Origin of the sequence: Acuticoccus sp. I52.16.1, assembly GCF_022865125.1 — a bacterium.
GTDB lineage: Bacteria > Pseudomonadota > Alphaproteobacteria > Rhizobiales > Amorphaceae > Acuticoccus.
On sequence record NZ_CP094829.1, the window covers coordinates 81,620 to 106,063 of the forward strand.

Annotated in this window: 30 protein-coding genes and 1 pseudogene; 6 read left to right on the plus strand and 25 right to left on the minus strand. The window is 60.0% G+C overall.

Translation table 11 applies throughout. From position 1 onward, the window contains the following. Positions 1 to 302: 302 nt before the first annotated feature. The 24 genes and pseudogenes from MRB58_RS23430 to MRB58_RS23545 form a co-directional block, all read right to left on the minus strand. A complete protein-coding gene (locus MRB58_RS23430) occupies positions 303 to 812 on the minus strand; it encodes a hypothetical protein (RefSeq protein WP_244782114.1) in 510 nt (169 codons plus the stop codon). 92 nt (positions 813 to 904) lie between these two features. Continuing rightward, positions 905 to 1,096: a hypothetical protein gene (locus tag MRB58_RS23435; RefSeq protein ID WP_244782115.1), complete on the minus strand. Its 192-nt coding sequence runs from the start codon at positions 1,094 to 1,096 to the stop codon at positions 905 to 907. Continuing rightward, positions 1,096 to 1,296 carry a hypothetical protein gene (locus MRB58_RS23440; RefSeq protein WP_244782116.1) on the minus strand — a complete coding sequence of 67 codons (201 nt, stop codon included), beginning with the start codon at positions 1,294 to 1,296 and terminating at the stop codon, positions 1,096 to 1,098. The genes MRB58_RS23435 and MRB58_RS23440 overlap by 1 nt, the downstream gene beginning before the upstream one ends. 446 nt (positions 1,297 to 1,742) lie before the next feature. Continuing rightward, entirely contained in the window at positions 1,743 to 2,159 is a 417-nt protein-coding gene (locus MRB58_RS23445) for a type II toxin-antitoxin system VapC family toxin (protein ID WP_244782117.1), read from the minus strand. Then, positions 2,156 to 2,440, minus strand: a complete 285-nt coding sequence (locus tag MRB58_RS23450) for a hypothetical protein (protein ID WP_244782118.1) — start codon at positions 2,438 to 2,440, stop codon at positions 2,156 to 2,158. The genes MRB58_RS23445 and MRB58_RS23450 overlap by 4 nt, the downstream gene beginning before the upstream one ends. Before the next feature lie 152 nt (positions 2,441 to 2,592). Beyond that, the gene (gene virB11, locus MRB58_RS23455; protein ID WP_244782119.1) at positions 2,593 to 3,513 is read right to left on the minus strand and encodes a P-type DNA transfer ATPase VirB11; all 921 of its coding nucleotides are present in this window, start codon (positions 3,511 to 3,513) and stop codon (positions 2,593 to 2,595) included. A gap of 83 nt (positions 3,514 to 3,596) precedes the next feature. After that, on the minus strand, positions 3,597 to 4,913 hold the full coding sequence (locus tag MRB58_RS23460; protein WP_244782120.1) for a TrbI/VirB10 family protein: 1,317 nt from the start codon (positions 4,911 to 4,913) through the stop codon (positions 3,597 to 3,599). Then, complete coding sequence (locus tag MRB58_RS23465; RefSeq protein WP_244782121.1) at positions 4,910 to 5,677, minus strand: TrbG/VirB9 family P-type conjugative transfer protein; 768 nt, start codon at positions 5,675 to 5,677, stop codon at positions 4,910 to 4,912. The genes MRB58_RS23460 and MRB58_RS23465 overlap by 4 nt, the downstream gene beginning before the upstream one ends. Positions 5,678 to 5,679: 2 nt before the next feature. Next, on the minus strand, positions 5,680 to 6,354 hold the full coding sequence (locus MRB58_RS23470; RefSeq protein WP_244782122.1) for a virB8 family protein: 675 nt from the start codon (positions 6,352 to 6,354) through the stop codon (positions 5,680 to 5,682). A 101-nt stretch (positions 6,355 to 6,455) separates the two neighbouring features. Further along, positions 6,456 to 7,646 carry a type IV secretion system protein gene (locus tag MRB58_RS23475; protein WP_244782123.1) on the minus strand — a complete coding sequence of 397 codons (1,191 nt, stop codon included), beginning with the start codon at positions 7,644 to 7,646 and terminating at the stop codon, positions 6,456 to 6,458. 28 nt (positions 7,647 to 7,674) lie between these two features. Continuing rightward, positions 7,675 to 8,100, minus strand: coding sequence for a hypothetical protein (locus MRB58_RS23480; protein WP_244782124.1), 426 nt, complete (start codon positions 8,098 to 8,100; stop codon positions 7,675 to 7,677). A gap of 5 nt (positions 8,101 to 8,105) precedes the next feature. Then, positions 8,106 to 8,807 carry a type IV secretion system protein gene (locus MRB58_RS23485; protein WP_244782125.1) on the minus strand — a complete coding sequence of 234 codons (702 nt, stop codon included), beginning with the start codon at positions 8,805 to 8,807 and terminating at the stop codon, positions 8,106 to 8,108. Between the two features lie 147 nt (positions 8,808 to 8,954). After that, positions 8,955 to 11,318: a type IV secretion protein gene (locus MRB58_RS23490; protein WP_244782126.1), complete on the minus strand. Its 2,364-nt coding sequence runs from the start codon at positions 11,316 to 11,318 to the stop codon at positions 8,955 to 8,957. Continuing rightward, complete coding sequence (locus MRB58_RS23495; RefSeq protein ID WP_244782127.1) at positions 11,311 to 11,529, minus strand: VirB3 family type IV secretion system protein; 219 nt, start codon at positions 11,527 to 11,529, stop codon at positions 11,311 to 11,313. Before MRB58_RS23495 ends, MRB58_RS23490 begins: the two co-directional genes overlap by 8 nt. A 53-nt stretch (positions 11,530 to 11,582) precedes the next feature. Then, positions 11,583 to 11,873 (minus strand): TrbC/VirB2 family protein, encoded by a 291-nt coding sequence (locus MRB58_RS23500; protein ID WP_111352537.1) that lies wholly within the window; start codon positions 11,871 to 11,873, stop codon positions 11,583 to 11,585. Then, the gene (locus tag MRB58_RS23505; protein WP_244782128.1) at positions 11,858 to 12,439 is read right to left on the minus strand and encodes a lytic transglycosylase domain-containing protein; all 582 of its coding nucleotides are present in this window, start codon (positions 12,437 to 12,439) and stop codon (positions 11,858 to 11,860) included. Before MRB58_RS23505 ends, MRB58_RS23500 begins: the two co-directional genes overlap by 16 nt. A 477-nt stretch (positions 12,440 to 12,916) precedes the next feature. After that, positions 12,917 to 13,207, minus strand: coding sequence for a hypothetical protein (locus MRB58_RS23510; RefSeq protein ID WP_244782129.1), 291 nt, complete (start codon positions 13,205 to 13,207; stop codon positions 12,917 to 12,919). A gap of 286 nt (positions 13,208 to 13,493) precedes the next feature. Continuing rightward, a pseudogene (locus tag MRB58_RS23515) lies at positions 13,494 to 13,709 on the minus strand (IS5/IS1182 family transposase); the annotation flags it as partial. Positions 13,710 to 13,753: 44 nt separating this feature from the next. Continuing rightward, positions 13,754 to 14,419, minus strand: coding sequence for a heparan-alpha-glucosaminide N-acetyltransferase (locus MRB58_RS23520; protein WP_244782130.1), 666 nt, complete (start codon positions 14,417 to 14,419; stop codon positions 13,754 to 13,756). A gap of 160 nt (positions 14,420 to 14,579) precedes the next feature. Continuing rightward, positions 14,580 to 15,191 (minus strand): murein hydrolase activator EnvC, encoded by a 612-nt coding sequence (locus MRB58_RS23525; RefSeq protein WP_244782131.1) that lies wholly within the window; start codon positions 15,189 to 15,191, stop codon positions 14,580 to 14,582. A gap of 473 nt (positions 15,192 to 15,664) precedes the next feature. Next, entirely contained in the window at positions 15,665 to 16,330 is a 666-nt protein-coding gene (locus MRB58_RS23530; protein WP_371747313.1) for a L,D-transpeptidase, read from the minus strand. 166 nt (positions 16,331 to 16,496) lie between these two features. After that, entirely contained in the window at positions 16,497 to 18,473 is a 1,977-nt protein-coding gene (locus tag MRB58_RS23535; protein WP_244782132.1) for a M23 family metallopeptidase, read from the minus strand. Then, positions 18,473 to 18,835 carry an STAS/SEC14 domain-containing protein gene (locus MRB58_RS23540; protein WP_244782133.1) on the minus strand — a complete coding sequence of 121 codons (363 nt, stop codon included), beginning with the start codon at positions 18,833 to 18,835 and terminating at the stop codon, positions 18,473 to 18,475. Before MRB58_RS23540 ends, MRB58_RS23535 begins: the two co-directional genes overlap by 1 nt. Positions 18,836 to 19,042: 207 nt before the next feature. After that, complete coding sequence (locus MRB58_RS23545) at positions 19,043 to 19,471, minus strand: helix-turn-helix domain-containing protein (protein ID WP_244782134.1); 429 nt, start codon at positions 19,469 to 19,471, stop codon at positions 19,043 to 19,045. 147 nt (positions 19,472 to 19,618) lie between these two features. Between MRB58_RS23545 and MRB58_RS23550 the strand changes: the two genes are divergently transcribed. From MRB58_RS23550 to lspA, 6 genes are read left to right on the plus strand one after another with little or no spacing between them, the layout of a single operon-like run. After that, a complete protein-coding gene (locus MRB58_RS23550; RefSeq protein WP_244782135.1) occupies positions 19,619 to 20,239 on the plus strand; it encodes an SCO family protein in 621 nt (206 codons plus the stop codon). Then, positions 20,236 to 20,661, plus strand: a complete 426-nt coding sequence (locus MRB58_RS23555; RefSeq protein ID WP_244782136.1) for a disulfide bond formation protein B — start codon at positions 20,236 to 20,238, stop codon at positions 20,659 to 20,661. Before MRB58_RS23550 ends, MRB58_RS23555 begins: the two co-directional genes overlap by 4 nt. After that, entirely contained in the window at positions 20,658 to 21,320 is a 663-nt protein-coding gene (locus MRB58_RS23560; protein WP_083551953.1) for a thioredoxin domain-containing protein, read from the plus strand. Before MRB58_RS23555 ends, MRB58_RS23560 begins: the two co-directional genes overlap by 4 nt. Before the next feature lie 26 nt (positions 21,321 to 21,346). Next, on the plus strand, positions 21,347 to 21,814 hold the full coding sequence (locus tag MRB58_RS23565; RefSeq protein WP_371747321.1) for a copper chaperone PCu(A)C: 468 nt from the start codon (positions 21,347 to 21,349) through the stop codon (positions 21,812 to 21,814). Beyond that, positions 21,814 to 22,437 carry an SCO family protein gene (locus MRB58_RS23570; protein WP_244782137.1) on the plus strand — a complete coding sequence of 208 codons (624 nt, stop codon included), beginning with the start codon at positions 21,814 to 21,816 and terminating at the stop codon, positions 22,435 to 22,437. The genes MRB58_RS23565 and MRB58_RS23570 overlap by 1 nt, the downstream gene beginning before the upstream one ends. Positions 22,438 to 22,462: 25 nt before the next feature. Further along, positions 22,463 to 22,966, plus strand: coding sequence for a signal peptidase II (gene lspA / locus MRB58_RS23575; RefSeq protein ID WP_244782138.1), 504 nt, complete (start codon positions 22,463 to 22,465; stop codon positions 22,964 to 22,966). 49 nt (positions 22,967 to 23,015) lie between these two features. On the opposite strand, the gene MRB58_RS23580 is transcribed toward lspA, so the two are convergent. After that, positions 23,016 to 24,272, minus strand: a complete 1,257-nt coding sequence (locus tag MRB58_RS23580; protein ID WP_083551956.1) for an Nramp family divalent metal transporter — start codon at positions 24,270 to 24,272, stop codon at positions 23,016 to 23,018. Positions 24,273 to 24,444: the final 172 nt, after the last annotated feature.

Consider the following 24,444-nt stretch of genomic DNA (forward strand, 5'->3'; position numbering starts at 1 on the left):
ATCGGATTTCGCGAGACGCGATTTAGGCGGGGTACCCTCAACCGAGTAAGGCGGCAGAGATCAGCGGCACGGCAGGCCGGAATCGCGACGCTGATCGGCAACCACATCTCTCGGGCGACCGGCACTGCGGCGGCGGCTAAAAAATGGGACGCTCGATGGCGGCGGCATGGCAAACCAGCTTGCTCGACGAGGTCGAATGGATCCTGCCTGAAGGACGGACTTACTTTTTGCCCGGTTTGGGCGGCGGCTTTGGGCTGACCGATCCACTGTTTGGCGTCGGTCGCCTTGGCGGCGGCGCCGGGCTAACTAGGCCCTTCTCGCTCGGTATTGGGTTGCTCGACTTCTTCGTTGACATCGTAGTCGCCTCCTACCACTCGAGCATGCTGTATAGGACCGCCGACGCCAATCAAGAACAGCAATAGCGCCGCGATATTTAGCCCTTTTGTCACATTTTTGAAGACATTACCGCTTGGAAGTTCATCCGCTTCCCCACGGATTTCGGCATCAACTTCATCTATAGCTTTGTTGAGGTCCGCGGAAGCGGATAGATATGAAGCGATACTGATAAATATCGCGATGCCAAATGCCGCCCAAGCGCCTAGAAGCCAACCGGATATCTGCGGATTCTGACCGCCGAATTTGTCAGAAAACGCGATCGAAAGAGCTAAAGCTCCACCGGAAACCGTAAGTATTGATTTGTCAAACGTGCGGTACTGTTCAGATTGAAAATTGACGAGAACAACGCGATGATCAATTAGCGTCTTGAGATGCTCGTCGCTATTGTCTGCTAATGTTCGTTTATGATTGGGCATATCTGCGTTAACCGGCGACCCCTAGGGTCCGTTTTGGACGCCTGCTCTGTGAGGGAGGAGGGCCGGAGGAGACTCCGCGGCCCTCCCATTCATTACTTCTTGCCGGCACCATTCTTGGTCGGGTCAACAAGCTTGTAGCTCTGGCCGGACTGAGGCGTCGGCGGAAGGGGCTCCCCCTTCACAACGGTGCGTTCCTTTCCGGTGCTACCGCCCCGAACGCCCTTGATCTCATACTGCCCAGAGCGCGGAGCTTTCTGTCCGGGGCGCAGATTCTTCCCAGACATTAAAAGCCCCCCAACTCGGCGGGAGGAACGTTGCGGTAGCGGAGGCCGCGGATGACCTCTGAAACACGACCTTGATTGATGCCGCCCAAGCGCGCTGCAATCTCGGCTTGCGTCAATTCGGTGTGCGCCCACAGGGCCTTGATCCGCGCCGCGATCTCCTCCGAGAGTGGCGGGCTTGATGACGAGCGTCGCGTGGACATGCTCTTTCTCCTGGCAGCGAGGACACTCTAAATCTCAGCCAAGATCACGTCGGGGAACGTAGATCACCGGCTGATCTTGCGCTGCTGGCGTCCGCTGCCGAGACAGCCCATAACAACGCAAAAAGGCGCGCCACACAATCGTGACGCACCTCTGCCATATTGCCACCAACGGTCAAATTCAACCGCCAGCAATCTACGTTCCCCATCTACACACATATCCCGAGGTTGCCAGATTGGCAAACAGAAAAATTGGCAGCGCCGATCTTATCAACGGTGCGGTCATCTCAAGAACAGTCGTTCTCGCGAGGCCTAATGTCCACTTCGACGGATCCTGCCTCGCGCAGCCTGCGTCCGGAATTGGCACTTCATCCCGCGGCAAAAGAGAGCCCTACGACGATGCGATCCTTGGATGAGGCATCTCGCGTGTGACTGGAGCCCTGGAACCGCTATTCGGTTCCGAACGGGTTCAGCACGTTTACACCCAATCCGGCGACGTCCGCGGCGTTGCGGGTTACCAGGGTAAGGCCGTTAGTCTTGGCAGTCGCGGCCAGAAGCCCATCGACGACGGCAACTGGACGGATCGCGTTCATCCGGCCCCATTCCTCGGCAACCGCGCTATCGACCGGCAGCACGCGGTCGCTGAAGCCCGCGACCACATCGCCGAGCCAAGACTCAAGCGCTGCGGCCTTGCGAGGATCGGTGCGGCGCGCGAGCTCCACGCCCTTGCGGATCTCGCCCAGCACGAGTGCGCTGAGCCACAGAGCGTCCTCGGCAACACCTGCCCACCATACTGCGACGGCGGGGTCGCAGCGCCCCCCTTTGCGAACCTCGGAAATGATATTCGTGTCGATCAGAAAACTCACAAGGACACGTCGCGGCCGAGGTCCCGCTGGCGTTCAAGGTCAATATCGTCGAGCGGCGCGGCGGTGAGCAGTGCCTTGAGGCCGCCGGTGCGCCGACCAACGATCTTCTCGCGCAGGATTGCACGCGTCTCAGCCTCGCGCTCCGGGTCGCCGAGCGCGGCAGCGATCTCGCGGACTAAGGAGGCGTCGTCCTTGCGCACCTGGACTTCCAGACGCACGAACCCTTGACGCTCACGACGCTTGCGCCACCGCGTAACGGCAGATTGTTCGGTGGACGACATACCCGCGCTCCATTTCCGGTAACACTACCGGAAATGTGGGCGGCCGACAATCGGATTCAAGGTCTGTCCTCTATCCGAGCGGGCCCGATGAGGGCCGTCATGTCCGTTGATTGAATGACGGCGAGGCTCCTACCGTGTCCGGAATTGGCCCTTCAGGCTGGCAGAGGGGCAGCTTTCAAGGAGGGTCGATAGACCTCCAGCACGCCACGCTGTCCGCCCCGTCGGCCGACCTGGATGATGAGATCGATCGTCTTCCGCGCATAGTCCAGCACATCCCGGCGGGTCTGGTTCATCCCGGCCCGCATCACCATCATGGCGAGGCGTTCGAGCGCGAGCGCAGGACTGTCGGCGTGGATGGTGCTGATCGATCCCGGATGACCGGTGTTGATCGCTTCCAGGAAATTGAACGCCTCCTCACCGCGGATCTCGCCCAGGATCAAGCGGTCCGGGCGCATGCGCAGTGCGCTTTCGAGGAGCCGCGCCGGCGAGCGTTCGGATCCGGTGCGCCGGTCCGCGATCAGGGGCACCGTATTCGGATGCGGCAGGTGCAGCTCCGGCGCGTCCTCGATCGTCACCATCCGCTCGGCATGACCGCTCAGGGAGAGCATTGCGCGGGCGAGTGTCGTCTTTCCTGACGACGTGCCGCCCGACACCAGAATGTTGAGCCGATCGTCGATCGCCTTTTGCAGCAGCTCCTGCAGCCGGCCGTCGTCCGCCAGCGCCGCCAGCTCTGCGAGGTTGGCCTGGCGCTCGCCCTCGACGTCGACTTGGCGACCTTCGAGGAAGGCGACGTCCGTCACCGGCAGCACCCGGGAGATGTACTTGCGGATCGAGACGGACACGCCGTCCTCGATCGCCGGCGGCACGATAACCTGCACGCGCATCGACTGGCCGAACACCTTTACGCGGCCCGAGACGATGGGATGATGCGGTCCAAGCTGGTTCTTCGACTCGCCGGCGAGGTGTGAGCCGAGCATCTTCAGCCGCGCGGCCGGAATAGCCCCATCCCAAAGCTGCATATGCGACTGCGAGGCGTATTCCACCCAAATGCGCCCGTCGGGGTTCACCACCACCTCGTTGACCTCGTCGGAAGTCAGCGGAGTGCGCAGGGGGAGGAGGCCCTGCTCGGCGTGGCTGGCTGGCGCTGTCACGGCTGTCAGAACACGAGGTCGCGGTTGACCATGACTGAGATCGCGGTGCCCTGATCGATATAGATCACCGGGCCGAGCGTGAGGTACTCCGCCATCACGCCCTGGGTCGTGTCTTCCAGATCGCTCGACAGATCCTCCGCGGCATCGCGTGACGTGTCGCTCGTCCCTTCTCTCAGGATGAACTGCGGGCCGAGCGTGATGAGGGAGATCAGCGCCGCCGAGCCGAAGCGCTGGCGGAAGCGCGTATCGACCTGGCCGGACTGGCCCGACATGCCAAGCTGGTCGGCACCATAGCCGCCGAGCTCGACACTCACGCCGGCCGGCGTCACGGCCCGGTTCCAGGCGATTTGCGCCCGGTTCTGCGCAATGGAGACGTCGGAATTGTAGCTCCCGATCAGCCGGGACCCGCGCGGTAGCAGGACGTTCTCGCCGTCGTAGGAGTAGACGTCGTGTGAGACGACAGCGCGGATGATGCCCGGCAGCTCCGTAGAGACTGCCGTCTCGAGCACCGCGGCGAGCGATGTCCCCTGGACGATGGTTCGCCCCGGGTTGGCGATCGTCGTTGCCCGCACCGTATCGTAGCTCTGCGTCGAGGCGATGCGCATGAAGTCTTCATTGCTCGAACGCTCACGATCGCCGCTCTGGACGGAGGAGGCGGCGGCGACAGCACCGCCGCCATCGAGCACCAGCGCGTCCGACTGCACCTGCTCATGCGCGATCGCCTCACGGCGCATTCGCTCTTCCTCAAGCCGCGCCCGTGCGGCGGCCTCCTCCTCGCTCAGCTTGTCGGCCGCTGCCGCCTCGCGCGCGGCCTGCAGGCGCTTCTCGTACTCGGCCTCCTGCACCTGACGCTCACGGTCGAACTGGTCACGCAGCGCTTCGGCTTGCTCATCGAGCAACGCGCGGATCTTGTCGACCTGATCGCCGCTTTGCGTGCGCATCTCCTCCAGCTGCCGTTCAAGCGCCGCGATCTGCGATCGATAAGCACTGTCGTCGATCGCCGGGCTCGTCGGGGCAGGGCGCATCGGCGGCTCCACATCGACGATTGACGTCTCCACATCGTCAGGCAGGGTGATTTCCGTCGAGATGCCGCCATCCATGCGGGAGGTTTCCTGCATCGTCTCGCTGGTGGAGGCGCCACCACCCAATAGCGAGCGCACCTGGTCGGGCGCGAGGACGACAACTGAGAGCGCGGCGAAGGCGCCCCCCATCACAATGCCGATGAGAACCCGCGAGCGCTTGCCCTTCGGTTTGGTCTCCAAGGCGCGGCGGCGCTCCTCGACGAGGCGATCGCGGTCTACGGTCCTGTCGTCCGTCATCATCGGTCTCCACCGCGCGCGTTGCCTCGCCCGAATGCGCCGCCGCTTCGGCGAGCGACGGAGCCGTGGGCGACGGAGATCGTCTCGTCGCCCAGGCGGAGCGTCCAACGTTCCGACGTGCGCGAGACGACGAACCCGTCCTGGGTCTGCGAGACGTTGACGATGGCCTCCTGTCCGCGCGCGTTCGCAGCAAAGATCGCGGGCCGCGGAGCGTCCGGCGCGAAACGGAAATAGGTGCTGCGACCGTCGTCATAGACCTGCACCGGGACGATGCTGCGCGCCGTGCCGGCGTAGAAATAGTTGAAGTCCTTAGGCCGCGCTGCGCGCTCTTGCTGCACTCGTCGCTGCGCGGCTTCCTCGCCCGGATAGCGAAAATCGATGCGATAGCTCAGGTTCGGGTCACCCGCTCGGCCACGCTTGGCGCGCAGCTCGAACGTGTAGACGCGCCGGTCCGTGTAGACCGTCATGTTGGTGTAGGCGTTGTCGATCAGCGGCTTCACCGAAAGCACGTCGCCGCGCGACAGCCGCACGATCTGCCAAGAGGCACTGTCGCCGACCTGCACGGACTCCACGTTCTCGCCGGGGGCGAATTGCAGCGACGTGATGAATTTCATGTACACGTCGAGCCGGTACACTTGGTGCTCGCTGTAGGTGTAGTGACGGATGCGCGGGTCGGCCGAGTAGGGAAGCGGCTTCACTTCGGCCTGTGCCGCTGCCACCGAAGCGACGAGCGCCAGGGTTCCGAGGGTCATCCGACGGATTGCCATGGTCAGTTCTCCCGGGCGCGAAGGGTCTCGGCATCGACGCGATAGTTCGTGACGGTGAACCCCAGCGGGTTCTGCCAGACCTGTTCGAGATTGCGTTCGACGCGCGGCCGAAACTCGAAGCCGACCGTCGCGACGAAATTGCGCTCGATCGGATTGTCGCCGAGTCGTTCTAGGCGTCGTGTGAAGCGGACCTGTGCCGTCGTGTCACCCAGCATCGAGATCGAGGCGACCTTGACGGTGATCAGCGTGTCGGTGCCGTAGATGTTGGGCGGATAGTTCTCAGCCGCGGAGTTCCAGAGCGCGCGCAGCGACGAGCTCGCTTGCCCGACCGAGGTGTTGGCCACCATGGGAATGCGCGCGGCGTTGTCCGCCACGTCATAAGTCTCGCGATCGGTCACGTAGCGGACGATCTCCGCCTCGCGGACGGCCTCTTGCTCCGACAGGGAGCCGGGCCGGGTGGTGACGATCTGCTCGCTCTCGCCGGTGGACCTGTCCACCATCACCACGTAGGGGCGGATCTCCTTCATCGGCAGCGCGATGCACAGCGCCACCACGGACGTGAGCGCGACCGCGATGCTCCCGGCCGCGATGAAGCCCAGGACATTGCGCTGACGACGGAGGCCGAAAAACACTTCGTCCGCAAATCCGGTTGCGATCTCGTTGCTGCTCTTTGCCACTCGGACAGATTCCTTTCGCGACGCGATCGGGGGCGCGTCGAAATTCCTGCGGTGTCGTGCGGGAAGCCCCTAGGCAGGACGGCGGGGTAGGGGAGCGGCCATTAGCCTTCGCCCGGACGCCTTGTGCCCTGCGGAGAGCGCATCAAAGCCTGGATTGCGGCGGTCCGATTTTGCCTTGCGGCCTCGCGATCGTTCCGGTTCTCGCGGGCACTCTGGATCATCGCCGCCTGCCCTGCCTCACGGCGCTCGCCGAGCGACGTGCGCTGGCCGCGCTCCTGGTTGCGAAGGCCGATCATCTCGCGGTTGCGGTGCATAGCGGCCGAGGTTTGCTGGGCATCCTGGAGGGCGGCGCTGATCCGGGAGCCGGCTCCGCCACCAGCGCTACGCGCCGCTCCGATGGCCGATGCAGTCTGCAGAACCCGCGGCGTCGCCATCTGCGTGACGCTCTTCACGCCGCCGCCGCCGGCAACCGCACCCTGCCGGACCATCGCCACGCCGTTGGCCGTCGCGACGAACGTGCCGGCAAGGCCGTTCACAAGCGTCGGCACCTGGATCATCAGGAAGATCGCCGCCGCGCCGACGATGAGGAAGCCAGCCGCTTCTTGCAGCTCATAGGCGCCTTCGGCTTCGGAAATCATATCCTGCCCAATGCCGACGATTGCTCCCATGACCCCGGCGAGGACGAGAGGGATGAGGGCAAAGCCGAGCGTGAAGCGCACCCAGCTCTCAAAGAGATTGCCGGTCGCCTTGAACATCAGCGTTGGGATGAAGATCGGCGCGAGGCTGATCGCCATGGCGAGGCCAACCTTGGCGATGGCCGAAACAATGATGGCGACGCACGCCATCAGGGCACCAACCACCCACACCAGCACTGAGGTCAGAGAGATCGAGAAGTAGCCGCTTTCCTCATCGGCTCGTTCCGAGAATTCGAACAGGCCTGTAATCATGTCGTCGAGAGCGACATTGAGGTTGGGCGCATCGACAGCCCCCAACAGCTCCGCGCCTATGGCGCCCGGGGTATTCGTTACGATGTCGTAGATCGGCTGGAATTGCGCCCATGTCGTCGCGACCGTCAGGACAATGATGTAGCGCACCATCCATCGTGTGTATTCGGTCACCCGAATTGGCACCCACTGGACCAAGGTGTTGAACGCAATGAAGGCAAGACCGACGAGGCCCATGGCCTGCATCAGACCGGAAACGGCGCCACCAAAATCAGCAAAAACGCTTTCCGCGTACCCTTCAATGGCACTGTCGACTTTGTCGAGGGTCTCGACAACAAATGTCGCCATCGTCCTCTACCTCTCGAAATCACCGCCTTTAGCGGACCCATCCCTTGGGGATCGCGCCAACCTCCCGGCAGTAGTCGAGAGCAGCCTTGTACCCGTCGTCCTCCTCCTGCAGCGCGAGGTAGTAAGGTCGAACCTCCTTCCGCGGCATTCCCCACAATTCATCGGGGACCATCGCCTCAATCGCGTCCCAATCCCGTCGGCCCCGCAGGCAGCCAATTTCGTGAGGTTGACCCTTCGCGAACGCTTCGCATTGCTGGCGGACATGCGCGGCGTCCCAGCGCACCTGATACTCTTTCAGAACGCGCTCCATCGCTCGGTTGGGTGAGCGTGCCGAGAACTGATCCCTATCGACACTTCCGCCAGTGCACCCCCAATTGGCCGGTTCCGACGAGACGGGCCCCGCGAGGATCGCCATCGATACGGGCAGGGCGATGGCAAATGGGATCGACTTCATGAATTTTACTCCTCGGTGCCGTACATGAACCGGCGGCCTGCCGTGCGGTCGCGAGCAGCCGAGATGGCATCAGTGCCGACCGTGGCCGCCATCGCGGCTTGCAGGCGCAGGTTTTCGTTCAGGAGGACGGCGACTTCGGCCATCATCCGCGTGTTGTAATCGAGGCTCGCCTTGAGGTCGGCGTTGGCATCGATGCCGTCGATCAGCGTGTTGATGCGCTCCATCGAGGCGTTGGCGCGCTGGTAAGTGTCTTCGGCCGTCGCCACCGTCGCCATGCCGGATCCGGCTTGCGTGGCAAGTGCGCGGTCCTGCGCCAGATCGGAGCCGAAATAGGCCGAGAGATCCTCGAGGTCGAACGTGTCTTTCAGCTCGCCGATCCGGTCGCTCAGGACCGACGTGTTGCCGCCGGCGATCGAGCCACCGCCAATCACCCCGTCCATAATCGAAGTCAGGCTGTCCGCCGCCTGGCGCGCCGACTGATCCGTCACCGAATTGAGGATGCTGCTGATCCCCTTGTCGCCGGTGATGCTTTCGAGCTGATCCTGCAGGCTCGTGAGCTGCTCGAGCTGCGCCTCGTAGTCCTGCCGCATCTGTTCGAGCTGCTGCACGAATTGCGCGACGGCTGTGCCGTCGAACACCGGCACGCCCTGCGCATGGGCGGCCGGGCCCCCCATCAAAGCCACCGAGACCGTCGCCAGGATAGTCATCCGTTTCATTCGACCACGACACCCCTCTGGTTGATCGGTGCCCACTCGCAAGCCTTGTTCTTGCAGGGCCATTTCTCTGCGGTGTAGCTCGCGCATCCGGCCGTCGAGGCCGCCAGCAAGAGCACGAGGAGGATCCTCCCGGACATCTCAAAGCTCCTTCCAGAAGGCTGGGTTCTCTCGCCAGCCAGGCGGCGAACGCTCGTCGCCCGGACCCGACACCAAGCCCGTCAGGAGCGACCCGAGGGCACCGAGATCCATGTCGACGAAGACGCTGCTGTCGCCGGAGCGGATCGAGGCGTAGCGGTGGCCGGACCCCGACGACATGAGGAATTCCTGTTCCCCATCCGTGAGGCCCAGCGGTGCGAGCTCCGCTGCCGTGTTGCGGGAATTCGGAAACAGGATCGTCGTGGCGATGCTTTCGAGGATCGAGCTCCCCGCGCGACTTTCGGCGATGTGCGACACGCGCTGCGTCAGCATGACGACCGCGACGTTCTTCTTGCGCATCGTCAGCATCCAGTCTTTCAACCGGCTCTGGAAATACGCGTCGTCGAGGAGCTTCCACGCCTCGTCGAGCACGACGAGAGTCGGCCGGCCGTCCTCGATTGTCCGCTCGATGCGCCGGAACACGTAGCTCAGCCAAGCCGTGCGCACGTTCGGGATGTCGAGCACTTCGGTCAGGTCGAAGCCGGTCACGTCACTGGCGAAGTGCAACGGATCCGCGTCGGTGCCGCCGAACAGCCCGGCGTGCTGGCCACCCTCGTCCCATTGCGCCATGCGCGTGTAGAGGTCCTGCTCGTCGTCGACGCCGCGGAGCTGGGATCGGAAATGGCTGATCGTCTGCAAGGCCGGATCGGAGTCGGCGTTGCTCGCGGTCATTTGGGCCAGCGCTTCGGCCTGCATCGGCGAGAGGCCGGCCCCGTCCTGCGACAGCAGCGCCCCAAGCCAATCGGTCAGCCAGGCCGTGCCCCGGGCATCGCCTTCCGCTCGGAATGGATTGAAGCCCGTCTGCTCCCCCATGCGCACCGCCGAGTAGCTTCCCCCAAGCGCGCGGAGGGCCATCTCGAGCCCTCGGTCCTTGTCGAACGCAATGATGCGCGGGCGCGGCTCGATCCGCTGCGCCTGGGCCATCAGGAAGGCGATCGCGGCCGTCTTGCCCGAGCCGGTGCGCCCGACGATCAGCGTGTGACCCACAGTGCGCTCGCCGGGTCGGCCAGCCAGATGGAAGCTGAAGCGATGCGGCTCGTGGCCGAGCGTGCGGAATGTCGTGATCGGTGCGCCCCAAGGCGTCCGGTCTGGCTTCAGCCCTTCGCCGTTCGCGTGGAGGGCGGCGAAGTCCGCGAAGTTCGCCGACGAGATCATGGCCGCGCGAGCGCGGTAGCTGTGGTTTCCTGGATGCTGCGCGAAGAAGGCACTGCGCGCGCCGATATCCTCGCGGACCACGACGCCGCCGGTGCGTTGACCGGCGCTGCGGACACGTGACGCGCTCTCATCGAGCTCGGCCTCAGTGCGGGCAAAGACGGTGATGGAGGCTTGATGCAGGCCGAAACTGATCCGGCCGGATGCCAGATCGTCGGCCGCATCCACAAGCTGCGCCTCCAGCGAGCGCGCCGCGTCGTCGGCGGCCCGCATCTGCCGCGCCGTCCGCTGGACGCGCGCCAGCGCCTCGAATTGCTCGATCGGGGTGAAGGAGTGCGTGATGACCGTGTCGTGCGGCAGATCGAGCCCGTCGAAGACACCCGCATGCGTTTCGGTCGGATATTTCTTGTAGGTGAAGACCGCACCGAAGCGGGTTTCGTCGGCGTCATTGCCGAAGACGACGAATGTGTCGTCCCGGAAATCGACCCGCGAGGCCGTCATCAAATCGGCCAGGGGCCGGAATTCAGCCCCTGGCGCAAGCGGCCGGTAGATGCCCGAGACGCAGGCCTGCAGCATGCCGAGCCATTCGCCCTCGGCAAGGGAGAGGCGGCGTGGCGAGGCGGCCGAGAGGGCTCCCATCATGTGCCCAACCACCTCGTTGAGCCGGGCGATACGGCGCTCGCGCATGGCCGCAAGGTCGCGTTTGCCGCCGCCGGAGATCCGCGCCCACAGACTGGTGAGCGTCATCGGTCGCACCACGACCGTGACCATGATCCGCCGCGAGCGCAGCCCCATGGTCTCGAGGTCGCCTTGCCACGCACGATCCACCGCCGCGGCGAAACCGTCGCCATCGATCGGTGGCATCGCGACACTCGCCGGGTTGGAGAGTCGATGGACATAGAACGCGACGTCCGGTCCTGCCTGAGCGATGACGCCGCCCAGCGCCTCGGCGAGATCGGCGACTGCGGCCAGCTCGGCCGTCAGCGCCTCGATCCCGTCCACCATGAATGCGGCCATGATGTCGCCATCGCGGAGTATCACGACGTCGTCGCCGATCGGGACGACGTAGGGCAGGTGCCGGGCGAGCATGTGCTCACCCGAGACGCCTTTGGGCTCCACGGCCTTGCGGCCATGCCCCCTTTGCACGTCAAGCACGGTAGATGATCCCTTCACCCTTGAACCAGCTCGGCGGAAGGGGCGTGCGGATCATCGTGATGAACACGACGTCCGCGATCCGGGGGTCATAGTTCGCCAGCAGCCGGAGGCCGATGTAGCTCACGACGCCGGTGACCACGAAGTAGGTGAACGAGAGCGTCGCGATGAAGCCCCCGAACGTGACACCGAAGAGGATGATCACGTAGCTCATAGGGAGGCCCGCGATGCTCACGGGCCTCGTCAGCGCCTGAAAGCACGGGTGGCTCATGAGTATCCGGAGAGGAGCGTCGCGGCGCCAAAGAGGATGGCGAGGCCGATGAGAACCGAACCGGCGAACATCCAGTTCATGCGGCCCGTCGCGAAGGCGAGGCCGACACCCGCGAGGGCGACGAGGCCGATGGCACGACCGAGCGTCCCCGTCAGCGCCTCGCCGAGTGTGGTGAAGAAGTTCGTGACCGGCGAGAGATCCTGCGCCATCGCCGCGCTCGTACCCGCCACGGTGAGCACCGTCGCGAGGCCGGCGATGTGACGGGCCTTCTTCAGTTGAATTCCCATACGCCGCTCCTTTGCATTTGAGGGCTGGTGGACACCTCACGCACCGCAGCCCCGCTCACAGGAACTCGACGCTCAGGCTCTGATGTCGCCGGCGCGTACCCGGCGGCGGCAGTGATGGTGGCGATGTATGCCCGCGTTTCGCGAAAGGGCGGTACACCGCCATGCTCGATCACGCGACGCGGGCCGGCGTTGTAGGCGGCGAGGGCCAGTCGAACGTCGCCGAAGCGGGCGAGCTGCGCCGTGAAGTACCGCGCGGCTCCATCCAAATTCTCGGCGGGATCGAAGGGATCGGAGACACCGAGGAGGTTCGCGGTCTCCGGCATGAGCTGCCCGAGACCTTGCGCGCCTTTCGGCGAAGTCGCCTGCGGATCGAACCCGCTTTCCTGATCGATCAGCGCCACGAAGAAGTCCACGAACTCCGTGGCAGTGAGACCGGCGGTTCGCGGTCCCGGCCCTTCTGCGTGACGAAGGCCGATCGTGTACGCCATTGCGCGCAACTGGTTGCGGTCGGTCCATATAGGAACCGTCATCCGAGAGTCCTGCCGCGGATCGCCGGCAAGGGTCACAGCCCCATTCGATCCGAACTCCATGACCATCGCAATCGACAGAGTCGCGTCGACGCAAAGCAGCATCGGTAGAAGGAGTAGGGATCGCATCAGGCGAAGAGGTCGAGGACTCTTCCCCGGCGAAGATCGAGTACCAGCATGGGTGGGCGTGCGTATGGCCGTGCCATGGCGGTAAAAGGTGCGGTCCTGAATCCCGCGGCAGTAAGGATATAGGTCAGGCCACGGCCGGTACGGGTGCATCAATCTTAGATTGCGAAAATGACGATCAGGATCACCGCCGAGCCAAGAAACTCGACTCATTGCGACCGCTCCCAGATGAGCGGGTGCTTATGACCCATGTCGGATCTATAAATACACCTTTTGAAGGAAAAATATTCAAAAAGAAAATCGCGTATTAACGATATTAATTCGAGCTGCTTATGTAATTGTCGATAGACAAACTTATTTGTCTTCTTCGATTTCTTCAATAGAACGGTCTTAGTCGATCTTTTCAGTAGGAAGCCACGGTATGAAAACGCCGTCTTCGTTTGGAAACATACTTTGGTGATACGATAAAACAGCGTTGGCAGAGCGAATGCGTTTCGGCTCGCCATTCCTTGAGATGAAAACCTGAGATTCGGTTCCGTCGGAGCGAACGCCGAACACCAGCCAGTGGGTCTTACCGCTCTCATCTCTGATGGGATGATATCGAAGTGTCCCACCGGCATCCAAGAACGGTCGCACAACATTGCCGAGCAGCACCTTTCCCTCTGTGTCTGGCTTCCTCATGTGACCCTCCAATCTCAAAGAGAGGTCAGCATAAAGATCCACATGCCGCGTTTCCACGACGGCTCACTCAGGTTCATTCGCGATGATTACACATCACATTTGCATCATAACGTCAATATGAATCAAATTTCAAAAATGAGTCCATTTTATGTTTAGTGTATCTTGTGCCCAGAGAATGGCCGCGGGCGTGTCGGTCGGACGCTAGATTTCACATGCAGCTGCTGGGGCGCTTATGGATGGGGATGATGGAGTCTCCAGTAGCTGGAGGATCAACCCCCTATCTGTCGTCGATCGAGATGTGGTTCTTGTACCCGAACAATGGGATCGCGATGTCGGCGTGGCGCGTGCCGTCGTTGCGCTCGCGCGTCTTGCCGAAGACCAGCGTCCAGCGCGCGTCGCGGTCCTTCTGGCGCAGCTTCGCCGGATGGCCCTGCCACACCTCCGGGATGCGGTCGGCCTTGATGTCGGCCTTCTCGCCGTCGCTGTTGCGCTGCTTGGGCGCGGCGAATCCGCGATTGGGAGTCTGAAGTTCCTTCAGTCAATCAATCACAACTCAAGTATCCGGGCCAACTCAATCGCACCAAGAATCACTGGTTGGTGAGCTAAGTAGATTGCCAGACTGTGACGGCCGGCTTGACACAGTCTCCGGACGAAATGCGCCTTTCGAAACTTCCGAAAGGTTCGCTCTAACGCGTGAACCGCACCTTGCTTGGCCGCGCTCATCCCGAGAAGTGTTACCCCGAACCATGGGAATACGGGCACAAAGTCTAGGCTGGGTGGCGCGGAAGACGAGAAGCCAATCCAAGCGAGCCATGGGGCATTGAAGGCGTCGAAGGAACTCATAATGCCGGCGAGGATCACGAAAATTCCCAGCTGCGCGAGACTCGCGGAATCGAGGCCGAGAAGTAAAGCGCCAAGGAGACTCGCGACAACAATCGCGTGGAGAATCCCGAAGTAGACAAAGGCGTCCGGAACGAAAAGAAATGTCGCTCCCGTGACAGTGAGCGCGGCAACTGCGATTGCGAAAACCCGTTTGGCGAATCCTCGTATTCGAAAGCCTCTGCGGTGAGCGAGCACTAACCCGACACCTACCAGCGCCATAAAAGTCGCCGCCAGAGTGCGTCCGAATGCGATCCAGGCAGGATGGGTCGCCAAACCCGTAGGGACAGAACCGTAAAGATCGAGATCCCAAACCAAGTGGAACAGAACCACTCCCGTAATGGCGCATCCCCTAACCGCGTCGACTACAATTAGTCGGCTCGTTGCGGAGGCTTTGCGTCCGTCCAAAAGGTTGCTGGAGAATGCAGCGCACATCCTGCGCCGAAAATCGGTCAAACCGAGCAAGAGACCTGATCCGCATCCGTCATACGGACTATCCATCAGTAATTCTTGGGAGCGGATCAACAGGCTTTGCGTTATTTCGTAGTTCAAAGTGCAATTGGGGTGAAGTTATTTTTCCCGTCTGACCAACGGTTGCTATGGTATCTCCTCTATTTACCGTATCTCCGCGGCGGACTTTGATTTTGTCATTGTGAGCATAGACAGAAACCCAACCGTTATTGTGTTTAATAAGCACCAAATTGCCAAAGTCCTTAATGCCATTACCTGCGTAGATTACAGTTCCGGCGGATGCCGCAAGCACCGGAGTGCCGGCCGGGGCCGCTAGATAAATTCCACTGTTAACTTCTCCGTTCGACTGAATGCCAAATCCTGATACAATTTTTCCTCTAATAGGCCAAAAGAATCGAATTGGGGTTGATTTATCTTCTGATGACAATCGAGACGATGGTTGCACAGAAGCAGAATCATAAATATCTTTTGAATCGATAGATTCTTCAATTGAGTATTCTGATTGAGCGTTACCATCAGGATTTTCATTTTTATATTGACGATCAATCAAATGCGCCTCAGATGAAAGTTTATTTTGATTTGTGGAGTCTTGTAATTTTTGAGACGAGTCGACATTATTTGCTGTGTTAGGCATTGGGAGCGCCCTTTGTCGATCGGCGTGACTTGGGTCTCCACCTCCATCGTCAGCGTCATAGCTCTTCAACGGGCTGGCAATTGTTGAACTTGGTCGGGGGCTTGTAGTTGGCGCGACGGAATCGTCCGACGCGGCCGTCGTGTTGAGGGGTGCGGAGCCCGAGCGTCCCTTTGGACTGCTGTCGACGACACTGGCCTGCGTGGATGGGTTGGGGGTCGTGGAGGTCGCGAAAATGGGGGAATTGTATCCTCTGTTGGAGCTTGAGCATCCAGCGACGGGCAACGTGAGTAATATCGCGGAGACGACAAAGCACCCGGGATACCTATATTTCAATCTCACAATTTTACTCCTGCGAGATTAGGGTGGATATATCATAGGCCATGAATAATATTCGGATGATCTGCAAATAGTACAGTTTTAGTGATTATAAATACAAATATCTTACAGATTAATATTTCGCGTATCTTCCTCCGTCAGGCGGCCGGCGGATCGTCGGGCGGAAGCACTACGACCCGCGTGCCCACGGGCACTCGGTCATAAAGGTCGATGACATCCTGATTGATAAGACGCACACAGCCTGACGATACCGCGCGGCCTATCGAATAGGCCTCTTGCGTGCCGTGCAGACGATAGAGCGTGTCTTGCCCGTTCTGATAGAGGTAGAGTGCCCGCGCGCCGAGCGGATTGCTGAGGCTTGGCTCCATGCCTTCCCGGTACGGCTCCAGGTCGGGGTCGCGGGCGATCATCTCCGCTGGAGGTGTCCAGGTGGGCCATTCCTGTTTTCGGCGGATGATCGCGGTTCCGGACCACGAGAAGCCAGCACGCCCGACACCTATTCCGTATCTCAGCGCCCGACCGTCTTCGCGAACGAGGTAAAGATAGCGCGATGCGGTGTCGACGACGATCGTTCCCGGTCGTTCGCCGGTCGGATCGAGAACCTCACGTCGATAGAATTCGGGTTCGATCTTCGAAAGGTCGACTGCGGGGATCGGAAAGCGCTCCTCGGGCCGCGGCCCATACATTGCCGTCACCTGTGGGGATATCGTGGGGGTGACGGGAACTTCCGGTACCGCTTGACATCCAGCGGCGGCGAAAGCGCCAAAGCCAGCGACGACAGTGCGGCGGGAGATTTCGATCATAGGTGACACTCGCTAGCTCTCGGCTTGGCCGCGCCGTCTCCTCGCGACCGCGTGGCATGAAATTGCTTTTGATGTGCAGTACGTGAGTGCTCTCTCCGGAGCGAGATCGCTTGGTCGGTCCTGGCTTTTTTCGTACTCGGCGCGGATCCGTGGGGCATCTTGGGACTCACGTCATCGAACGATGCGCATCACCGTGCGCGGTCTCGTCCAGCGCATCTATGCGCTTGCGTTCCTCCTCGAATGCGCGGAGTGCATCGCCGGACAATTCACGCTCGTGGGGGACGCGCTGTCTCAGCGGGTCGACGCGTCGGCCGTTGACCGACAACTCGTAATGCAAGTGATTGCCGGTCGAGAGCCCTGACGTCCCGACGTATCCGATCACATCGCCTTGGCGAACGGAGCTGCCGGCCTTGATGTCGGCGGCGATTTTCGACATGTGCGCGTAAAGTGCTTCGTAGCCGTTTTCGAGCCTCAGCTGAACGGCGCGGCCGAACCCTCCCTGCCAACCTGCCCGAGATACCGTCGCATTCCCGGCGGCATAAATCGGTGTGCCGCGCGAGGCGGCCCAGTCCACTCCGGTGTGCATCTTGCTGGTTTTCAGGATCGGATGGCGGCGCATTCCGAAGCCGGATCGGAATGCACCTCCAGCCATCGGCTTGCGCAGGAGCAGACGTGACACGCTACGGCCGCGCTTGTCATAGAGCTCGACCTTGCGGCTCTCAGGATCCTGAAAGCGATAAGCGCGATACTCGACACCATTGAGTGTAAGCGCGGCGAACAAGATTTCCTCTCCTGCCGCGTCATTAGTGGATCGATCCTCCCCGTCTTGCTGGGAGAAAATTACTTCAATCCGGTCGTGCGCGCCGACGGGCCGGGTCAGATCGGCCTCGAATGCGAACGCACGGATCAGCTCACCGATCAGACGTTCAGGGACTCCCTTCGTCAAAGCTGCTTGATATAGACCCTCATAGACGGTCGGGCTGCCGCGTCCGCCCGGATCCGGCAGTTTGGTTTCGGCGATGGGCGGCGGTGCCGTCCTGGTAAGCCGCGCGACAGTGAGATCTCCGGCATCGGTCCGGGCGAAACTCAGGAGCGGTTCTCCGTCACGATAGGCGGTGAAGCGTTCGATCTGTCTACCGGATGAACCCGCCTTCGCGAGACCAAAGTTTATCTCTACGATATCGCCGGCCTCGAGCGTGCCGCCATTGAGGCCGACACTCATAACCTCGCGGGACCGCTCCGCCTCAGCGGGCGCGACTCCACTGCCTATGAGAATGTCTCGAATCGTATCGTTCGGCTGAACTAGATCGACGAGCGTATTCAGGGAGCGAGCCGACACATCCGCCGACTTAACAAGGTAGGTAATATTGGCGTCCAAGACTGTCACGTTGGATGGCACGTACAGTGTTTCAGTAAAGCTCTCGAGCGGAACGTCTGATGACGTCATCTCTTGAGCGTATTTGCTATTAACGGAGCCTTCTAGGTGTGAATCCGAGTACGAATTAGTAACATGAGACAGATCATACTCCATTGAGCTAATATCTTGTTCATTATCAAAATCGTAATCTTGAGGGAACGGCGTTATTTCGACAGAAAAATCCGAATTTAGTTCGCCGGAATATATTTGACTCGACGTTTTGAGGGGCTCTGGAAGCGATCTGATCGTATTTGCGAGATTGTACGGAGGAATCGTTCCTTTTAGTGATTCGCGAGATTGAAGAAAGGGTTGAGATACAAAGCGGTAGGGCCTGGTTTCAACAATCTGCTTCTCACTTTCTTGTTTGACGACCGCTACAGCCATCGTCGTCTCGTGCGCCTCGTCGATAGCCTCGGGTTCCTCCCGCGCCGCAATGTCACCTTTGGCTGATGGCGCACCGAAGTTCGATTTCCGCGGCGCTGTTTGTGCAACGATCGTATCGAGAATGACCGGCTGCTGCGCCTTATAAAGCGTTGCCCAAAGGGCCCCGGCCACCAAAACTGTCGATGTTACACTCATTGCGAGGAAGGCGAGTTGCCACCGTGTAGGATCGGAAGAACGCAGGAATCTCCGTCGATCGAATTGCGCATCGATGGAGATTGGAGGGAGATCCCCCAAATCGTCGAGCCTTTCGCGCCTGCCCGTTTCAAACCGCTTTCGTCCCATCAGGCGCGCCGCGCCCAGTCGACAGCTTGCTCCGCTTCGCCGGCATCAAACCAACGCATCTCGGCACGGGTCAGAAAACTCGCAACCGCAACTCCCAACTCCATCCACTTCTGATCACCCACGATGGCGATTCGGTTGAAATCATTCCAATGAATGATGTCTATCCGAACATATTCGGAAAATGTTTCTGGATCTGAGTACCCAGTAAATCTGGAAAGATCTACTACAAGACCTGGTTGATGCGCGGAAGCAAGTGACTCCTGAAGGAGGATATGAATTCCATAGAGATCGTCATCTGTGAGACTTCCCTCGCAAGCGATCCCGACGATATCAGGATATTCCTTCAAGGACTCAGTGAACATGAAGGTGGTCCTCGACACGGAGACAACAAGCGGAGCTTAGGGGCTCTAGCCACTAGAGCTTCAAGAGGGTGGGAGTGACAATTGCGCTTTGATAGCCCGCAAACCCCGCCGTATCCTCGTTGGCGATTGCGTAACGATTACGTGAGGTGGGGATGGCCTTGTCCCTCTGGGCCGCCTGACTTGGCGGGAGCAACGCCAAGCTGGCGCTTAAGCGCCTATCCCTTCATGGTCGGTCAAGCATTCCGAGTGGTCGCGCAGAACCTCCAGAACCCGACATCCGGCAGTGCTGCCACCCCCACACTCTTGTACCATCCGGGCAAGCTCTGTCCGAAGCGCCTCGAGGCGGGCGATCCGCTTCTCGACCTGCCTTAGCTGTCGGCGAGCGATAATGTCCGCCTCCGCGCACGGCCTGCTGGGCTGATCCGACAAATCGAGCAGCTCACGAATCGCCTCCAGAGAGAAACCCAGCTGACGCGCATGTCGAATGAATGCAAGCCGATCCTGCTCGTTATCTCCGTACCGGCGTTGCCCGCCTTCTGTGCGATCTGGCTCCGGCATCAGGCCGATTTGCTCATAGTAGCGGATGGTCTGGACCTTTGTTCCGGTCTTCCGTCCTAGGGCACCTATTGTCAGCATGGGGGGTCCTCCAAGGCTATCTTACCCGCGAAGCTCCGCACCGAGGCATCGAGATTGCCGTGGCGTGACAATCGGTCTTCGTTGGGCAACAGGGCTTGAACCTACAGTGGCTAGAGGATGTAGCGGTTCGGATAGCTGAAGCCAAAGGTGAACGATCCGTTGAGTTTGAGTGCAGTCCGAATAATCCTGTGGGTGCTGGCGGGCGTCGGATTGATCGCGTTTGCCCTGCTATCTGTGTGGGCCACCCGTCGCGGTGACCCCAGAGAGGTACAACCCGATCCACCCTTTTATGCGGATTTCTCGCTCACCGATCAGCGGGGCAATTTGCGTACTGACGAGGATTTCGCTGGTCGCTGGATGCTGGTGTTCTTTGGCTTCGCAAATTGTCCTGACATTTGCCCCACGACCCTTGTTGAGGTCTCGCTGATCCTAAAGGAACTCGGAGGCGACGCTGATAAAGTTCAGCCCCTTTTCATATCGGTTGACCCTGAGCGAGATACTATCGATGAGCTTGCTAATTATCTGCCTAGTTTCGATGAAAGAATAGTAGGCCTGACGGGAACCGTAGAGCAAATTGATAAAACGGCAAAATCATTCAGAGTTTACTACGAGAAGATAGAAGAGCCATCAACGCCGGCAGGCTACACGATGGCGCACTCGTCGCAGCTGTTCCTCTTCGATCGCAGTGGGGGTTTCGTCACCTCTTACTCCTACGGAACGCCGGCGGAAGAGGTCGCCCTCGATTTGGAAAAACGGATGAGACAATGACACCGCATCTACTCAAGGAGGGGGCGCTAGCCGCTGCATGGCTCATGGCTTTGTTCGCGTCCCTCGCGGTCCTCTTTGTCGGCGAGGTGATGGGACAACAGCCCTGCGTCCTGTGCTGGTTTCAGCGCGCCTTCATGTTTCCGCTCGCCATTGTTCTTGGGCTCGGTCTATGGACTCGGGATCGGACGGTCGGTCGCTACGGTGTCCTTCTCGCGCTCATGGGCGGTGCGATCGCACTTTGGCATGTCGGACTGTATTTCGGCTTCCTTCCGGAAAAGATCCAGCCTTGTGAAGCCACCGGACCTTCGTGCACCGATGCCGATCAGCTCGTTCTCGGCCTGCCCATTCCGGCCCTGTCCCTTTTGGCGTTCGCTTTGATTGGCGCTTTGTCCGCCATCTCCTTGAGGGAAGCTTCCGCATGATTCGGAAACTATTGATCCTTTCTGTCCTCGTTCTCGCAGGTGCCACTTTTACCGGCGCCACCTGGTACAACATGCGTCCCGAGCCTGTTTCCAAACTGACCAGCGTGCCGCCGAAGTTGGCTGAAGGGCTTATCCGGTCCCACTCTCCGAGTCTCGGTCCACAAGATGCCCCTGTCACTATCGTCGAGTTCTTTGATCCAGCTTGTGAAGCCTGTCGCGCGTTCTATCCAATCGTGAAGGACATCATGACGAAAGAGGGGGGCAGCGTTCGGCTGGTTCTCCGCTATACGCCGTTCCACCGCGGGGCGTCGGAGGAGGCAATCCGCGTTCTCGAAGCTGCGCGGATGCAAAATGCCTTTGAGCCTGTCCTTGAAGCGATCCTCCGAGAGCAGCCGAGATGGGCAACCCATGGGGCAGAAGCCACAGACGAACTCCTTCAGATCGCAGCAGCCGCCGGTCTGAATGTCGAAGAGGCCCGCTCTCAGATGCTGTTCCCAGGCACAACCGGGATCATCAACCAAGATCGTGCTGATGTTGAGGCGATGGGGGTCAAGGGAACTCCAACCTTCTTCGTGAACGGAATCCGTCTCGATCCTTTCGGAGAGGACGAGCTTCGAGCGTTGGTGGCAAAGGAAATTAAAGCATCAGGCGGCTCGTAGTGATGTTCAAACTATCCAAAGTAGAAATACTCCGAGGCATGCGGACAGCTGGATTCGCCGCAATCGCGCTGTTTCTCGCCCTGTCCGGCACGGCATTCGCAGCATCGGACGATGTGATCGTCGAAGACGCCTGGTCGCGCGCCTCGATTGGAACCAGCCGGCCAGGCGTCGCCTATATGACGATCCGCAATGCCGGCGAGACGCCCGTCACCCTGATCGGGCTGACCTCGTCAATTGCGATGAAAGCAGAGGTGCACCGCACCGCAACGAACGAGCAGGGCATCAGCTCCATGGAGCCCGCCGGTGACCTAACTATTGCACCTGGCACGATTTTGACACTTGCTCCGGGCGGCCTCCACGCGATGCTTATGAATTTGCAGGCGCCTATAAACAAAGGCGATCGCTTTAAACTAACGCTGCAATTTGCCGAGGGCGGCGAGGTAACGGTCGAAGTCCTGGCTCGTGGCATAGCAGCGCGAGGTCCTCGCGATTAATGCGGCGCCGGCACATCCTTAGGTATGGCTCTGCGACTGTTGCCTTGACGGCCCTGACGCTGTTCGCTGGATGGTGGCAGGTGGACGGACCGGCCACTCCTTCATCTCCTGGACCATTTCCGCTCCCTCTTGCTGAAATGGCCTTCAAACTTGTCGATCACGAGGGCCAGAGCGTAGGTCCCCAATCGCTCGTCGGGCGGCCGACAATGGTGTTTTTTGGCTTCACCTATTGTCCAGACGTCTGCCCAACGACGTTGTCGGATATCACATCGTGGCTTGATGCGCTGGGTGAGGTGGCGGCGCAGTTAAACGTGATCTTTATCACCGTCGATCCGGCGCGCGATACCGTCGAAGTGCTGTCTCAGTATATAAGTTACTTTCACGCGCAGATCCGAGGTTGGACGGGATCCGCGGCTGAAATTTCTCGTGCCGCAAGGGACTTTCGCGTTTCATACGAAAAGGTTTCCAGGGGTGGCGACGCCTATACCATGAACCATACAGCGAGTGTTTTCTTGTTTGATGCCGGTGGACGCTACATCAGCAATATAGATTATCATGAGTCGAGGGAGTTTGCCGTGCCAAAAATATTACGCGCAATAGACACCCAAAGCGATGCGAGTTGACGCGCCACGGACGCGCGAAGTACGCATGCCTCTCCATATTAAATCAAAAAAGTACAAAGTAACGTCTCTGCAGAGCGGATTTTTAGTCGCCATTATTGTGTTATTTATTGATCAGGGCAGCAAGTTATTGGTGACCGCCCAAGCCGAAATTCTCCGAGGAGGCATACCCATCTTTCCAGGATTGAATTTCGTTTTCATACAAAATGCGGGGGTAAGTTTTGGGTTATTTGGATTTGCCCCACCTCTCGTCTTGATAATTTTTGGAATATTAATTTGCTGCATTCTTGTCATAATTATATACAAAAACAATGACTTGCACCATAACATATCTTGCGGAATGATTATTGGTGGTGCGCTAGGAAATATTATTGATCGAATTCGCCACGGCCGGGTCACGGATTTTATTGATGTATACGTAGGACAATTTCATTGGCCTTCGTTTAATATGGCCGACGTCACCATCGTGACAGGAGCCATAATTCTCTCTTTTGGAAAAATTTTCTTTAAACGCAAAGAGGCCACGCGATAATTTAGTCCGCCGCATTGCATTTGGTGTGCTCGATTTAGTCTTGCCAATATCAGTCCCTGAACAGGGGGATCGGAACGCCGAAGGTGTCGGCGAGCAGAACGAAATTTAGCCCCAGCACCATGGTTGCACCGGCATAAGCGAGCATGCGGGTCATCGGCCCCGCCGCATATGGCCCCATGAGATCGCGACGTGATGTGAAGACGATCAGCGCAACCATGGGCACCGGCAAGGCAATCGACAGCACCACCTGTGACAGCACCAGCGCTTCGGTCGCGTTGTAGCCCAGCGCGACCACGCCAAAGGCGGGTACCATGGTCACGAGGCGGCGCAGCCAGATCGGCACTCGTACATGCAGGAACCCCTGCATGATAAGCTGCCCCGCCATTGTCCCGACCACCGAGCTCGATATCCCCGAGGTGACCAGCGAGACCAGAAACACCGACGCCGCCGCGGCACCCAACAGCGGGGTCAGTGTCCGGTAGGCCGTTTCGATCTCGGCGACATCGCTGTGGCCCTGGTGAAAGGCGCTCGCCGCCATCATCACCATCGCCATGTTCACCATGCCAGCGATGGCCAGCGCGATCATCACCTCGATATTGGAATAGCGGAGCACCTTGCCGCGATCCTCTTCATTGCGGATCAGGGCGCGGGTCTGGGTCAGACCGGAATGCAAATAGATCGCGTGCGGCATCACCGTTGCGCCGATGATCCCCACCGCGATGGTTAGGGCGGCGGCGTCAGGCAGGGTCGGCGTCACCAGACCAGCCGCCGCAGCACTCCAGTCGACCGGCGCGATCGAGAGTTGGATGAGGTAACAGAGCCCGATGATGGCGACCATCGTCCCGATGATCAGCTCCATCGGCCGGAAGCCGTGCCGCTCGAAGATCAGAATGCCATAGGTGACGATGGCGGTTGCGACCATACCCCAGATCAGTGGTAGGCTGAAGATCAGCGACAGGCCGATCGCCCCCCCGAGGAACTCGGCGAGATCAGTCGCCATGGCCGCGACTTCACTGACGCACCACATGACCCAGACAACGGGCTTGGGAAACTGGTCGCGCGACATCTCAGCAAGGTTCTTGCCCGTCACGATGCCGAGCCGGGCCGACAGCGCCTGAAACAGCATCGCGATGAGATTGGCGAGCAGCACCACCCACAGGAGCTGGTAGCCGTAGCCCGATCCCGCCTGAATGTTCGTCGCATAGTTGCCGGGGTCCATGTAGGCGATGGAAGCGATCACGGCCGGACCCGCAAAAAGAAGCTTGCCCGAAAGACCGCGGCGTTGGCCGGATAGAACGGCGGACATTCCCGAGCGAGTGCGTTCTGTGCTGATCAACGCGGCACTCCGAGTTTTGCGACATACTATTTATAGCCTATGCTATACTTCCTGCAATAGGCTATTTTCGCCAACCGGATTCGCATGCGTCGGGAATGAAATTAAGCCTCGGCTATCTTATGGATTTCCTACTCGGTATGGT